At 53.0% G+C, this 13,932-nt stretch carries 12 protein-coding genes; 5 read left to right on the top strand and 7 right to left on the bottom strand.

The window, feature by feature from the left end; all coding sequences use genetic code 11:
- Positions 1–7: 7 nt before the first annotated feature.
- From ABIE29_RS06075 to sdeX, 3 genes are all read right to left on the bottom strand, one after another.
- Positions 8–265: a type B 50S ribosomal protein L31 gene (locus ABIE29_RS06075; protein ID WP_429617268.1), complete on the bottom strand. Its 258-nt coding sequence runs from the start codon at positions 263–265 to the stop codon at positions 8–10.
- Positions 266–423: 158 nt separating this feature from the next.
- Positions 424–3,570 carry a multidrug efflux RND transporter permease subunit AcrB gene (gene acrB / locus ABIE29_RS06070; protein ID WP_429617267.1) on the bottom strand — a complete coding sequence of 1,049 codons (3,147 nt, stop codon included), beginning with the start codon at positions 3,568–3,570 and terminating at the stop codon, positions 424–426.
- A gap of 17 nt (positions 3,571–3,587) precedes the next feature.
- Complete coding sequence (sdeX, locus tag ABIE29_RS06065) at positions 3,588–4,772, bottom strand: multidrug efflux RND transporter periplasmic adaptor subunit SdeX (RefSeq protein ID WP_429617266.1); 1,185 nt, start codon at positions 4,770–4,772, stop codon at positions 3,588–3,590.
- 142 nt (positions 4,773–4,914) lie between these two features.
- Between sdeX and acrR the strand changes: the two genes are divergently transcribed.
- The 3 genes from acrR (at position 4,915) to mscK (ending at position 9,435) form a co-directional block, all read left to right on the top strand.
- Positions 4,915–5,562, top strand: a complete 648-nt coding sequence (gene acrR / locus ABIE29_RS06060; protein ID WP_429617265.1) for a multidrug efflux transporter transcriptional repressor AcrR — start codon at positions 4,915–4,917, stop codon at positions 5,560–5,562.
- A gap of 20 nt (positions 5,563–5,582) precedes the next feature.
- Positions 5,583–5,936, top strand: coding sequence for a DsrE/DsrF/TusD sulfur relay family protein (locus tag ABIE29_RS06055; RefSeq protein WP_429617264.1), 354 nt, complete (start codon positions 5,583–5,585; stop codon positions 5,934–5,936).
- A 106-nt stretch (positions 5,937–6,042) separates the two neighbouring features.
- Positions 6,043–9,435, top strand: coding sequence for a mechanosensitive channel MscK (mscK, locus tag ABIE29_RS06050; protein WP_429617263.1), 3,393 nt, complete (start codon positions 6,043–6,045; stop codon positions 9,433–9,435).
- Positions 9,436–9,465: 30 nt separating this feature from the next.
- Here the strand turns inward: mscK and rsmS are convergent, their stop codons facing one another.
- Positions 9,466–9,645, bottom strand: a complete 180-nt coding sequence (gene rsmS, locus ABIE29_RS06045; RefSeq protein WP_021180129.1) for a pleiotropic regulatory protein RsmS — start codon at positions 9,643–9,645, stop codon at positions 9,466–9,468.
- Between the two features lie 132 nt (positions 9,646–9,777).
- Positions 9,778–10,314 (bottom strand): primosomal replication protein PriC, encoded by a 537-nt coding sequence (gene priC / locus ABIE29_RS06040; protein ID WP_429617262.1) that lies wholly within the window; start codon positions 10,312–10,314, stop codon positions 9,778–9,780.
- 147 nt (positions 10,315–10,461) lie between these two features.
- Here priC and ABIE29_RS06035 point away from each other — a divergent pair, with 147 nt between their 5' ends.
- Together ABIE29_RS06035 and apt are read left to right on the top strand one after the other, a co-directional pair.
- The gene (locus ABIE29_RS06035; protein ID WP_429617261.1) at positions 10,462–10,842 is read left to right on the top strand and encodes a DUF454 family protein; all 381 of its coding nucleotides are present in this window, start codon (positions 10,462–10,464) and stop codon (positions 10,840–10,842) included.
- Between the two features lie 147 nt (positions 10,843–10,989).
- Positions 10,990–11,541, top strand: coding sequence for an adenine phosphoribosyltransferase (gene apt / locus ABIE29_RS06030; protein ID WP_429617260.1), 552 nt, complete (start codon positions 10,990–10,992; stop codon positions 11,539–11,541).
- Positions 11,542–11,893: 352 nt separating this feature from the next.
- Here the strand turns inward: apt and ABIE29_RS06025 are convergent, their stop codons facing one another.
- Positions 11,894–12,424: a cytochrome b gene (locus ABIE29_RS06025; protein WP_429617259.1), complete on the bottom strand. Its 531-nt coding sequence runs from the start codon at positions 12,422–12,424 to the stop codon at positions 11,894–11,896.
- An 81-nt stretch (positions 12,425–12,505) separates the two neighbouring features.
- On the bottom strand, positions 12,506–13,927 hold the full coding sequence (gene gbpA, locus ABIE29_RS06020; RefSeq protein WP_429617258.1) for an N-acetylglucosamine-binding protein GbpA: 1,422 nt from the start codon (positions 13,925–13,927) through the stop codon (positions 12,506–12,508).
- Positions 13,928–13,932 lie beyond the last annotated feature (5 nt).

The raw sequence follows: 13,932 nt of genomic DNA, 5'->3' as shown, positions 1-13,932 counted from the left end.
ACCCCGATTATTTTCTGCTGTTAATCAAATGACCAAAACGCTGTTGGAAGCGCGCGGTACTACCTTCTTTTGAGAACTCTTTCTGCTTGCCGGTGTAGTACGGATGTGAAGCGGAAGAGACATCTACGGTGACGTAGGGCCAGCTTTTACCCTCAAGCTCGATAGTGCGATCGGTTTTGATGGTCGACCCCACCTTGAAGAAGGTATCGGCGCTGAGATCGTGAAATACCACGGTACGGTAGTCTGGATGGATGCCTGGCTTCATGATGACCTCAATTGTTATGTTATACTATAACAATAATTATGCACCTCTCTGGGATCGGGATCAACCCCAAAATAGCGTTAATCAGCGTTGGGCTTATTGGCTAAATAGCAGGCATAAAAAAGGCCGCTTGCGCGGCCTTGGATGTCAGCAGGAAAGTATCAGTGATGCTTAACCGGATGGGCGTGTTCCAGATCTTCAGTCTTTTTGCTGAAGCGGCGGCGAACCACCACGAAGAACACCGGTACAAAGAAGATAGCCAAGACGGTAGCTGTCACCATCCCGCCCATTACGCCGGTACCTACCGCGTTCTGAGCGCCGGAGCCTGCGCCGCTGCTGATAACCAGCGGCATAACCCCGAGGATAAAGGCCAGTGATGTCATCAGGATTGGACGCAGACGCATACGCACCGCTTCCAACGTTGATTCGATCAGCCCTTTACCTTCTTTATCCATCAGGTCCTTGGCGAATTCCACGATCAATATCGCGTTCTTCGCCGACAACCCAATGGTTGTCAACAGGCCTACCTGGAAGTAAACGTCATTTTCCAGCCCGCGCATGGTCGCGGCCAACAGGGCACCGATGACGCCCAGTGGCACAACCAACATAACGGAGAACGGAATCGACCAGCTCTCATACAGAGCAGCCAGACACAGGAACACCACGATCAGTGAGATGGCATACAGTGACGGAGCCTGGTTACCGGACAGGCGTTCCTGATAGGACATACCGGTCCAGTCATAGCCGACGCCGTTTGGCAGTTTCGCCGCCAGTTGTTCCATCATGTCCATCGCTTCACCGGTACTCTTACCCGGTGCTGCCTGGCCGAGGATTTCCATCGATGGTAGGCCGTTGTAGCGTTCCAGACGCGGTGAACCGTATTCCCATTTCGCCGTGGCGAAGGAGGAGAACGGTACCATCTGCCCGGTGCTACCACGAACAAACCAGTTGTTAATATCTTCCGGCAACATACGGAACGGGGCTTCAGCCTGTACGTAAACCTTCTTCACACGACCGCGGTCGATAAAGTCGTTTACATAGGAGCCGCCCAGCGCGGTGCCGATGGTGGTATTAATATCGCTCAGGGAAACGCCCAGCGTCTGTGCTTTTTCCTGATCGATGATCAGTTTGAACTGAGGTGTGTCCTCAAGACCGTTCGGGCGCATGCCGACCAGCAAATCAGAATGCTCTGCAGCCATGCCCAACAGCTGGTTACGTGCTGCGGTCAGTTTTTCGTGACCCAGGTTAGCCTGATCGATCAACTGGAAGTCGAAGCCGGTCGCCGTCCCCAGTTCCACAATCGCTGGCAGGTTAAAGGCGAATACCAAACCGTCTTTAATCTGCGAGAAAGCCCCCATTGCACGGGCAGCAATAGCCGGTACCTTGTTCTCTTCACCTTTACGTTCAGACCAGTCTTTCAGGCTGACAAACGCCAAACCGGTGTTCTGACCCTGGCCGCTGAAGCCGAAGCCATTAACGGTGAACACCGAGTTAATGTTGTCTTTTTCTTTCTCGTGGTAGTAGCGGTTAACCTCGTCCAGGACCTTCTGGGTGCGCTCCTGAGTGGCACCCGCTGGCATTTGTACCATGGTCAGCAGGATACCCTGGTCCTCGTCCGGCAGGAACGAAGAAGGCAAGCGCAGGAACAGAAACGCCATGCCGACCACGATCAGCAGGTAGATCACCAGATAACGCCCGGTGCTACGCAGAATGTTCGCTACGCTGTCGGTATAGTGGTGGGTGCTATTTTCAAACAGGCGGTTGAACCAGCCGAAGAAACCGGTCTTGATGCCGTGATCGCCTTTCGGGATCGGTTTGAGCATGGTGGCACACAGCGCAGGCGTCAGGATCAACGCCACCAATACCGACAGCACCATGGCGGAAACGATGGTAATCGAGAACTGGCGATAGATTGCCCCAGTTGACCCACCGAAGAAGGCCATCGGGATAAATACCGCTGACAGCACCATGGCGATACCCACCAATGCGCCCTGGATCTGCTCCATCGATTTCTTGGTGGCTTCTTTTGGCGGCAGGCCCTCTTCGGCCATGACACGCTCGACGTTTTCTACCACCACGATGGCGTCATCCACCAGCAGACCTATCGCCAGCACCATGCCGAACATCGTCAGGGTGTTTATCGAGAAGCCAAACGCAGCCAGGATGGCGAACGTCCCCAGCAATACTACCGGCACGGCGATCGTTGGGATCAGCGTAGCGCGGAAGTTCTGCAAGAACAGATACATCACCAGGAACACCAGGATGATCGCTTCAATCAGGGTTTTTACCACTTCGTTAATGGAAATCTTAACGAACGGCGTGGTGTCATAAGGGTAAACAACTTTCAGGCTTGCAGGGAAGAACGGCTCCAGTTTGGCCAGTTCTGCCTTGACTTCAGCCGCCGTGTTCAGAGCGTTGGCACCGGTTGCCAGTTTGATACCGATACCGGCAGCAGGCTTACCGTTAAAACGGGCAATGACGTTGTAGCTTTCACCGCCCAGTTCAACCCTGGCCACATCTCTCAGGCGTACCTGCGAACCGTCCGGGTTAACTTTCAGCTGGATCTTGCTGAATTCTTCCGGCGAGGTCAGGCGGGTTTGCGCAATGATCGAGGCGTTCAGCTGTTGGCCTTTCACCGGTGGAGTACCACCGAGCTGGCCAGCGGCAACCTGGTTGTTCTGAACTTTGATCGCAGCGATAACATCGCCCGGGGTCAGTTGGTAGTTGTTCAGTTTGTTGGGATCAAGCCAGATACGCATCGCGTACTGGGAACCAAACAGTTGAACGTCACCCACACCAGAGGTACGGCTGATAGGATCCTTGATGTTGGAACCTACATAGTCCGCGATATCCTCTTGCGTCATGCTACCGTCTTCGGAAATAAAGCCTGCTACCATCAGGAAGCTGCTGCTTGATTTCTCAACGCTGACGCCCTGTTGCTGCACTTCTTGCGGCAGCAGTGGCATTGCCAGCTGCAGCTTGTTCTGCACCTGCACCTGAGCGATATCAGGATCGGTACCAGAGTTGAAGGTCAACGTAATCTGGACGTTACCGGACGAGTCACTGTTGGAGGACATGTACAGCAGGTTATCGATACCGTTCATATTCTGTTCGATAACCTGCGTCACGGTATCCTGCACCGTTTTGGCGTCTGCGCCCGGGTAGTTGGCGGAGATCGTGACTGCTGGTGGCGCAATGGTAGGATATTGCGCAATAGGCAGCTTCATGATCGACAAGATGCCCGCCAACATAATGATAATGGCGATTACCCATGCAAATATGGGGCGATCTATAAAGAACTTAGCCATGTATTACCGGCTCCTTTTTATGACTTCTTCTCGGGTTCGGACGCAGTCTGTGGCTTGCTGCTATCAACTTCTTGCGCTTTCACCTGAACGCCAGGTCTGATTTTCTGCAGGCCGGTAACAATGACGCGATCGCCCGGTTTCAAACCTGCAGTCACTAGCCACTTGTTGCCGATAGCCTGCGCGGCGGTCAGCGTACGAACTTCCACTTTATCGTCTGCACCTACCACCATCGCGGTAGCTTCACCACGTGGGTTACGGGTGACGCCCTCTTGTGGAACCAGCAAGGCATCGCTACGCACACCTTCGTCCAGACGGGCGCGTACGAACATACCTGGCAGCAAACTGTCGTTCGGGTTAGGGAAAATGGCACGAATAGTGATGGAGCCGGTGGTTTCATCAACGGTCACGTCGGAGAACTCAAGTGTTCCTTCCTGCGCGAATTCCTGGCCGTTTTCCAGCAGCAGCTTGACTTTAGCCCTGCCGTTTTCCTGTTTCAGAGTGCCGTTAGCCAATTCCTGTTTCAGGCGCAGATAGTCGTTGCTTGACTGAGTCACGTCGACATACATCGGATCCAGTTGCTGAACGGTAGCCAGCGCAGTGGCCTGACCGGTAGTGGCCAGGGCCCCTTCGGTGACCGCTGATTTACCAATACGACCAGAAATTGGTGAAGTCACTTTGGTATAAGCCAGGTTGATACGTGCGGTTTCCACGGCGGCCTTGGCAGCGACTACGGCGGCGTTAGCCTGGAGCAGGGTGGAACTGGCATTGTCGAAGTCTTGCTTACTGATGTAGTTAGTACCCAGTAAAGGCTTGTAGCGGTTGACCGTCAAACGCGCGATTTCTGCAGCGGCCTGGGCTTTGGCCAGATCGCCTTTGGCACTGTCATAGGCTGCCTGATAGGTAGCGGGATCGATTTGATACAGTGAGACACCCGCCTTGATATCGCTGCCCTCGATAAAGTTGCGTTTCAGGATGATGCCACCAACCTGAGGGCGAACTTCGGCGATGCGGTATGCTGCGGTACGGCCAGGAAGATCGGTAGTAATATTGAGAGGTTCACCCTTCAACGTTACTACACCCACTGCAGGAGCCTGTTGTTGGGCTTGTTGCTGGGTTTCTTTATCATTACATCCTGTAAGCACTAAGCTGCCTGAAAGCATCAGAACTGCCGCCAGAGGCGTTAACCCTCTGTTTTTGTTCATAGAAAAACCTCAAGTGTCCGATTTCAAATTGATCAATGGATCACAAGCTTTAAAACCCATTGCTGCGTTAATTTTATCTGCGTGCTATGGTACATACATTCGCGAATGTATGTAAATCACACCGCCCCTAAAAAACAACATCATGGCACGAAAAACCAAACAGCAGGCGCAAGAAACACGACAACAGATCCTCGACGCCGCAGTGAGGGAGTTCTCCGAGCGTGGCGTTTCGGCAACTTCTTTGACTGATATCGCAACCGCTGCCGGGGTTACGCGTGGTGCAATTTACTGGCACTTCAAAAATAAGGTAGACCTGTTTAATGAAGTTTGGGAGCTCTCAGAGTCGAAAATAGGCGATCTGGAGTTAGAGTATCAGGCAAAGTATCCCGATAATCCACTGCGTATTTTAAGAGAAATTCTGATTTATATTCTGACCGCGACGGTCGATGACTGCCGCCGCCGAGCATTGATGGAAATTGTGTTCCATAAATGCGAGTTTATCGGTGAAATGATGCCGTTACATGACGCTCGCAAGGTGCTTTACCTTGAAGGTCATGAGCGTATCGAACGCGTTTTACGCAATAGTATGGATCACGGTCAACTCCCAGCCGATCTACATACCCGCCGGGCCGCAATCATCCTGCGTGCTTATCTCACTGGCCTGATGGAGAACTGGCTGTTTATGCCGGAAAGCTTTGATCTCAAAGCCGAGGCGAGTATCTTGGTCGACAGCTTCCTCGAAATGGCGCAGCTTAGCCCTTCTTTGCGTGTAAACGCGCCTGCCCGGTAGACCTCGATAAGGAGAACCCTATGCGATCCCTGTTACTGATTGCCAACGGTGCGGCCTATGGCCAGGAATCGTTGTTCAATGCGTTACGACTGGCAATCACCCTGAAAGAGCAGCAGCCCGAGCTGCAGTTGAAACTGTTTCTGATGTCAGATGCGGTCGTGGCGGGTATTGCCGGGCAGCAGCCGCGTGAAGGCTATCATTTGCAGCAAATGCTGGAAATTCTCACGGCGCAACAGGTGCCGGTAAAACTGTGTAAAACCTGTGCCGATGCCCGTGGCGTCAGCCAACTGAAGCTGGCCGATGGCGTAGAAATTAGCACGCTGGTGGAATTGGCCCAGTGGACGCTGGCGGCGGATAAAGTGCTGACTTTCTGATTGCCACGGAACCTGAGTAGTACATCATCTGCAACGCTTTTCTTGTTCATTGCCAACCTGCGAACGTGATAACCTTGGCTCTTGATTGCTAAACCGACGCTAAATCATGAGTCGCAGGCGTATTCTCCCCGTAGTCCAAACGGTTTCCTTATCTTATGCTGTGGGCCAGTTCCGCATTATCACGCTATGGTTTTTGTTGTTGGTGGCACTGGCTCTGCCAATGGGGGTATTCGCGGCACAAAGTGGTGATCTCCCTGCGCGCAGCGACATTCAGAGCCAGATAGAGACGCTGAACAAGCAAAAAAACCTGACACCGGTCGAAAAACAATCCCTGCAGGATTTAACCCGCACGATGGCGTTGCTTGACGGCATCGACCGCACCAAGCAAGAGGTCAATCAGCTTAAACAGCAGGTTCAGCAGGCACCTGCCAAATTACAGCAGGTCACGCGAGATCTGGAGCAACTGAAGAACCCGGCTGATGAAGCGGTAACGCGAGCCGAACTGCTGCCGCTTTCCCTGCGCCAGTTGGAAAGCCGCCTGTACCAAACGTTGGACGAACTGCAGGACACCCAGGAAAGCCTCTCGACCTACAACAGCCAGCTCATCTTATTACAGACCCAGCCCGAACGTGTGCAGAGCAGTATGTACACCGCCTCCCAGCGCCTGCAGGAGATCCGTAACCTCCTTAGCGATCGCGGGCCTGGGCAAGAGGTGTTACGCAGTACCCAGCAGGTCATGCTCAATACGGAGCAGGTGCTGCTGAATGCAGAGATAGACCTGCAGCGCAGAAGTCTGGAGGCTAATACCACGCTACAAGATCTGCTCCAAAAGCAGCGCGATTACACCACCATGAACATCGACGCCCTGGATCGCCGGGTGCAGGTATTGCAGGGTGTGGTCAACAGCAAACGGCTGACGCTGTCGGAAAAGACGGCGAAAGAGGCGCAGAATCCGGAAGATGCCAGCGATATCCAGAGCGACAAGCTGGTGAGTAAAGAGCTGAACATCAACCGGCAAATCAGCCAGCGGCTGATCACCGCCACGCAAGAGAGTAACACCCTGTTCCAGCAAAATATTCAGGTAAAAAACTGGCTCGATCGCGGCCTGCAATCGGAACAAAACCTGAAAGAACAGATCCAGGTGCTGAAGGGCAGCCTGGTGCTGTCGCGCATTCTTTATCAGCAGCAGCAAAATCTGCCGCCGGGCACGCTGGTGGCGGATATGAGCACCCAGATCGCGGACTTACGGCTGGAGCAGTTTGAGATCAACCAGCAGCGCGATGAGCTGTTCAAGGGCGATGACTTCATCAATAAACTGGTGGCCGACAGTAAGGAAAAGGCCAGCGGTGACGTGCTTGATGCGTTGAATGAAATTGTCGACATGCGCCGTGAGCTACTCGATCAACTGAATAAACAGCTCAATAATCAACTGTCGTTGGCCATCAGCCTGCAGATTAATCAGCAGCAACTGACCAGCGTCTATAGCTCGGTACAGGATACGCTGACCCAGCAGATTTTCTGGGTTAACAGCAACAAGCCTATCGATTTCGCCTGGCTCAAGGGGCTGCCAGGCGCGGTGAAAGACCAGCTTGCCGGGCTGGATTTCAAATTCGAACCCGGGCAGATGCTGTTGGGAGGGCTGCATGCGCTGGTGTTCCTGATCCCATTGCTGATAGTGATTGGCCTGCTGCGCTGGCGCTATCGCCTGATTGACCGGCATCTGCAAAAACTGGCCAATGACGTTGGCCAGCTAAAGCGCGATAGCCAACTGCATACGCCGAAAGCCATTCTGCTGACCTTGTTAAAGGTATTACCTGGCTCGTTACTGCTGCTCGGTGCCGGGTTCTGGTTCTATCGGGCCGATTTCAGCATCAGCGATTTTATTTGGGCCTTGTCACAGCAGCTGGCGCTGTTCTGGCTGGTGTTTGGTTTCACCTTCCGCATGCTGGCCCCCGGCGGTATTTCGCAGCGGCATTTTAATGCCCCGGCCGATCGTTGCGCGCACTATCGCCGCCAGACCCTCAGGTTGGGGCTTGCCCTGTTACCCCTGATCTTCTGGTCAGTGCTGGGTGAAAAAGCCCCGCTGAGACTGGTTGAGGATGTTATTGGCCAGGTGGTGGTGATCCTGACGTTGGCGCTATTAGCGGTGCTGGTGTTCCCCATCTGCCGCGACCACTGGCGTGAAAAAGACTCCCATAAGGTGCGGTTGCTGATGGTTACCGCGTTAGCTGCCACACCGGTGATCCTGCTTGGGCTGATGTTTGCCGGTTACTTCTATACCACGTTACGTTTGGCTGGCCGTTGGATCGATAGCCTGTATCTGTTCTTTCTGTGGAATATCGTTTATCTGGCAGCGATCCGTGGTCTGAGCGTCGCGGCTCGTCGGCTGGCCTATCGTCGTGCCCTGGCGCGCCGCCAAAGCCTGGCCAAAGAGAAAGAGGGAGCCGAGGGTAACGAGCCGGTAGAGGAACCCCCGCTGGCGCTGGATCAAATCAACCAACAGTCACTGCGTTTGACCACCATGGTGCTGTTTCTGATCTTTGCCAGTGCATTTTATGCGATTTGGTCGGATCTGGTGACGGTGATCTCTTATCTCGACAGCGTTACCCTGTGGCATTACTCCAGCAGCGTGGCGGGCAGTGTAATACCGCAGGCGGTGACGCTGGGCAATATGATGGTGGCCGTCCTGGCGGTGATCGTCGCTTACGTCATGACGCGTAACCTGCCGGGGCTGTTGGAGGTGCTGGTGTTATCCCGCCTGCAGCTGCGACAGGGGGCGTCTTACGCCATCACCACCATTCTGACCTATCTGATCACGGCGGTGGGGACCATCACTGCGTTAGGATCGCTGGGCGTCTCTTGGGACAAGCTACAGTGGTTGGTGGCGGCGCTGTCGGTAGGCTTGGGTTTCGGTTTGCAGGAAATCTTTGCCAACTTCGTTTCCGGCCTGATCATCCTGTTTGAACGCCCGGTGCGGATCGGCGATACCATCACCATCGGCACCTACTCCGGAACGGTCAGCAAGATCCGTATTCGCGCTACCACCATTACGGACTTTGACCGAAAAGAAGTGATCATTCCTAACAAAGCGTTTGTCACCGAGCGGCTGATCAACTGGTCACTGTCAGACACCATTACCCGGGTGCTGATTAAAGTGGGGGTGGCCTATGGCTCTGATCTGGACAAGGTCAAGGCTGTGCTGTTGCAAGCGGCGCATGAAAACCCGCGCGTGATGACGGATCCGGAGCCGATGGTCTTTTTCCTCAACTTTGGCGCCAGCACGCTGGATCATGAGCTGCGGTTGTACGTGCGTGAGCTGCGCGATCGTAGCTATACGGTGGATGAACTGAACCGGGCGATTGACCGCCTATGCCGTGAGAACGACATTAATATCGCCTTCAACCAGTTGGAAGTGTATCTGCATAACCAGCAGGGCAACGAAGTGCAGGAGGTCAAGCGGGCGCAGGTTCCAGGCATCGGTAATCAACCTGCGGTGTAGGAACCTGACAATAATGCTAGCGGGCCATGATCATTGGCCTGCGGGCAAATACGGTGAGGTGATGCCAGCACGCTGCATCTTTTCCTGATAGTCTTTCCTGACGATGTCCAGCGCGGCCAGCGCCGTTGCCGGATCGATCTCGTTGCATTCCAGCAGGTAAATCAAGTCTACCGCCAGTTGTAATTCTGGGGAGGCATTTTCTAGCGACATAAGTCCAACGTTTGTGTTAGTGAAGGGATCTTCCCGTGTTTTAAACGCGGGAGAGACGATATTGTGCTTTGGCTGAGTATAGTGAACCTGGCGCGGGGAGGGGAATAATCATTAAAATAATGTGACAAATATTCAAAAACCGTTTTCTTTTCGCTCGATACTGCGTTCTATACGCGCCAACGCTTGCCGACAACGCACTAATCTGCCCTCGAATGCGGCCAGTTCTTGTTGTAACCTCTTTTGTGCGGCAAAGGTGGTTTGTTGCCCCAACAGACTTTCGCGATCCTGGATCATGGCAATCAAGCGGCGTTCATAATCCTGATGTTCGGCGAGCTTATGGTACAAATCGACCACCGCCACTTCCTTTGGCTGATTTTTACGCCGTATCGTCTGGGTTGCCATTTCGCGCTGTAACGCGGTGAGCTGTGCCACCAGCTTTTCCGCCAGAAAGGCGACGTGAGCGATACGGTTGTCTTTTACTGCCGTTTGTAGCTGGGCAAAGTTCTTTTGTATCTCAGCCAGATAGTCTCGTAAACGCGTGCCGTGGTTGGAGAACAGGGCAACGTCAAATCTCGCCTGCGAGATCGGGGTATCACCTCGCGGTTGGATTTCGCTGGCCAGGGCGGCGATCTGTTGTTCAAGCGCCTGTAATAAGCGGTGCGTAGTCACGTGAGATCCTTCGATAAGGCAGTAGGTGCCTAAGCTTGCCCGTGAAAGGGCGATGAGACAAGCTTCGGATGGATAAAGCCGCCAACTGGCAGCATCATGGCCAAGGATGCTACAGTAAACGGGCCATCATGATAGGTAAGGACAGGCATGACTCGTTGGTTGTTGATTATACTGGGTTGGTTAGCCGTGGTGCTGGCAACGTTGGGCGTGGTGCTGCCACTGCTGCCAACGACCCCATTTCTATTGTTGGCCGCCTGGTGCTTTGCACGCTCCTCACCGCGGTTTCACCATTGGTTACTGTATCGCTCCTGGTTCGGTTCTTATTTGCGCCATTGGCAACAGCATAAGGCGTTACCGCCCGGAACCAAGTGGAAAGCGGTGCTGTTTATTGTCCTGACGTTTGCCGTTTCCCTCTGGTTGGTGAAGTTTTGGTGGGTGCGAGGTGTATTGCTGGCGATCCTGGTTATTTTGCTGACCTTTATGCTCCGACTGCCAGTTATTGACCTGCCGCAACAAAAACAGCGCTGATCGTGCGGCGCCAGTTGCATTTATCCGCCATTTTGCATAGATTTGGGCGTTTTCGTGCGCAGGTTTCCTTCCGACGTTTTTTTATTCAAAGCGTGGTAGTTGAAGGCCTGTGTGGAAGTTATCAGGTAGTTTTATCAGGCAATAACTATGACCGCGACTGCGCAACAGCTTCAGTATATTAGAGACAGTATCAAAACCATTCCCGACTATCCGAAGCCGGGTATTCTGTTCCGTGATGTGACCAGCCTGTTGGAAAATCCGCTGGCGTATGCTTCCAGTATTGACCTGCTGGTTGAACGTTACCGCGATACGGGCGTCACCAAGGTGGTGGGTACTGAAGCGCGTGGTTTCCTGTTCGGTGCACCGGTTGCGCTTGCGTTGGGCGTTGGCTTTGTGCCGGTTCGCAAACCGGGCAAATTGCCGCGTGCTACCCTGAGCGAAAGCTATGAGCTGGAATACGGCACCGATAAACTGGAAATTCACACCGACGCCATCGCTGCTGGCGATAAAGTACTGGTCGTTGACGATCTGCTGGCCACTGGTGGCACGATCGAAGCCACTGCCACGCTGATCCGCCGTTTGGGGGGTGAAGTGACAGATGCAGCATTTATTATCAACCTGCCGGACCTCGGGGGCGAAACGCGTCTGAATAATCTGGGTATTGATTGCTACTGCCTGCTCGACTTCGCCGGGCATTGATACCTTCGATAGACAACCCCGTGGTTCGCTGCGGGGTTGGTGTTTCAGCGTTACTTCTTCGTATCTCTCTGTTCGACTGACGCCGAAGCCTTTGTACGCGAGCTGGCACAACGAGTGCCCGAACACGCAGACTAACTGGCCCAGATCCACCGCTAAATATTTTACGGCTAACATTCGCTGGCCGTTCTCCGTCTCTGACCGACCCTTTTCCAACCCGATGGATTTCAAGCCGCAACTAAGCGTAGAACCTGCTAATCCAGTGCGCCCCGGTCAATTGGGGCGATAGATAGATACCCGCGCCACGGGGTTACCGATTTTGAACGTCCATAGCTGGCAAGGTGCCTGGATCGGGTTAAACCATGCGGGAAAGAATCGAGTTCTTGTCTATCAACTGATGTTTGATCACCGCACAGACATGCATCAGCAGCATCAGCCCGAGCGCGATGCAGCTATAGCGATGCACGGCGAAAAAGAACCGGTTAACTTCCAGGTTGCTCAACGGTTGTGGGACGTGGATCAGGCCAAACAGGCTGTAACCATGTTCCAACATCAGGAAGCCGCTGACCAAAACAACAAAGATGATGAGATAGAAAATCTCGTGTAGCAGGATGACCAGTCCTTTCTTGTGTCCAGTGATATGGCTGCCGTAAGGAACGGAAGGGCGGAAGAAGCGCCAGATAAAACGAATGACCATCAACGTAGCCATTATCGTCGCCAGTGACATGTTCAGTTCGGAAAAGAACCTGAACACCTGCGGATCTGAAATGAAGTGCAGACCGTAACCCACGATAGTGGCATAAATGATCCCTATGGCTAACACCCAGTGCAAGACGCGGGAGAACAGGTCATAACGTGTTTTATGAAGGGGGTTATTGATCGTCATTATGGGCTTCCTTGAAAAACGCTCATACTAATAGCGGCCCACGAAGGGCCGCAGGAGGAAAAGTAAACTCGTTCCAGACGCTTATTTCAGTGTCCAGGCATCTTGCCAGTTGCGACCTACACCCGGTTCAAACTGTGAGGTGGTTGGGGTCCACTGAGTGCAGTAACCGCTGTAAGGGAAAGGTTTACACTTGTAGGTTTTGCCATTTTTTGGCTGTAAGACCACAGTCCCGGCAACGTACGAAGCGATATTTTCCGGGAAGATATACTGGTATTCACCGGTACCTCCATTCCCCGCGCTTTCCAATTGCAGATTGATCACGTCTTGTTTGACCAATTTACCGTCTTTATTGGTAGCAAAGTATTTGAGCATGTGATGTCCAGGCTTCACGTCTTTCAGGACGATGCTGAACGGCTTGTTGGCGTCGGCGATATCCTGTTTCACGTAACCTTTTTCACTGCCCTGGTGATTGATCACCGTGGCTTCGAAGCTGATCTCGCCTTTTGCCTGCACGTTGAAGTCCAGCTTGGCCTTGCCGTCCTGGATCTTGCTGACCCGTGCACCGGAAACGGTCACTTCTTCTGTAATTTCAGCAGACTGTTCTTCATAGGAGATCACCACTTTATTCAGGCGACTATCTTTCTTCACGAACGCGCTGTTATTACCGAATACCGGGTTCACATTGCCTTGGCTGTCTTTGACCCCAACGCGAATATCGTTATGGGTGCTGTTGATCTGGGTTGCCAAATCGTAGGACCAACGGTTTTTATCCGTCTGCTCCTGGGTGGCGATAGTCATTTCAGTGCGTTTGGCCTGAACCTCCCCTTGATCGTCAAAGAAACGAGCGATGACTTTATCACCTTGGTGCAAGTCTTTACCGACGACTTGGCCCGCAAGCTGAGTGCTCCACTCTGAAACCACGCCTTCTTGATCGCCAAAGTCAACATCAACGACCTGATAGAAGCTGTTGACGGTATCGAAGATTTCCCATACGCCATAGATCACCTGGGAACCGGTACGCTGTGGAACATTACAGCTGTGGGTGACGCGTGTCGGAGGCATTTCCTGATGACCATCAACCTGGCAGAAAGGCGTACTTTCAAAAGCGGCACGTGTCAGCGGCTGGTTCTGATCCCAATCCTGTTTGGTGATGTAATAGCGCCAGTTGCTGGTTTTATGCGGAGCCGTGTGGTACCAGGTGAAGTTGTTCATACCCGCTTTAATCTGGTTCTTTGCCCACAGATTGGTACTTTGTTTATCCAGCGGAGAGAATTGAGGAAGGCTGGCGCTAGCCAATTCGCCATCCCGAGGAAAAGGCCCCGTTGGGAAGCCAGAATCTTTCTCAATACTTTGTGGCTCGAACTCCGCCTGACCACAACCGTAGTTCTGTTGCATCTTGCATTTATAAGCCCGACTTTCTGGGAGCTCAATGTAACCGTGTGCCCAAGAACCCGAAGAAATAATCAAAGCAGAAACAGCTAATGCAATTTTTTTTAATTTCATTGTAT

It is taken from the genome of Serratia sp. 2723 (assembly GCF_050434425.1).
In the GTDB taxonomy this organism is placed as follows: Bacteria; Pseudomonadota; Gammaproteobacteria; order Enterobacterales; family Enterobacteriaceae; genus Chania.
The sequence above is the reverse complement of the archived record's forward strand: the minus strand, read 5'-3'. Positions and strand labels throughout refer to the sequence as shown.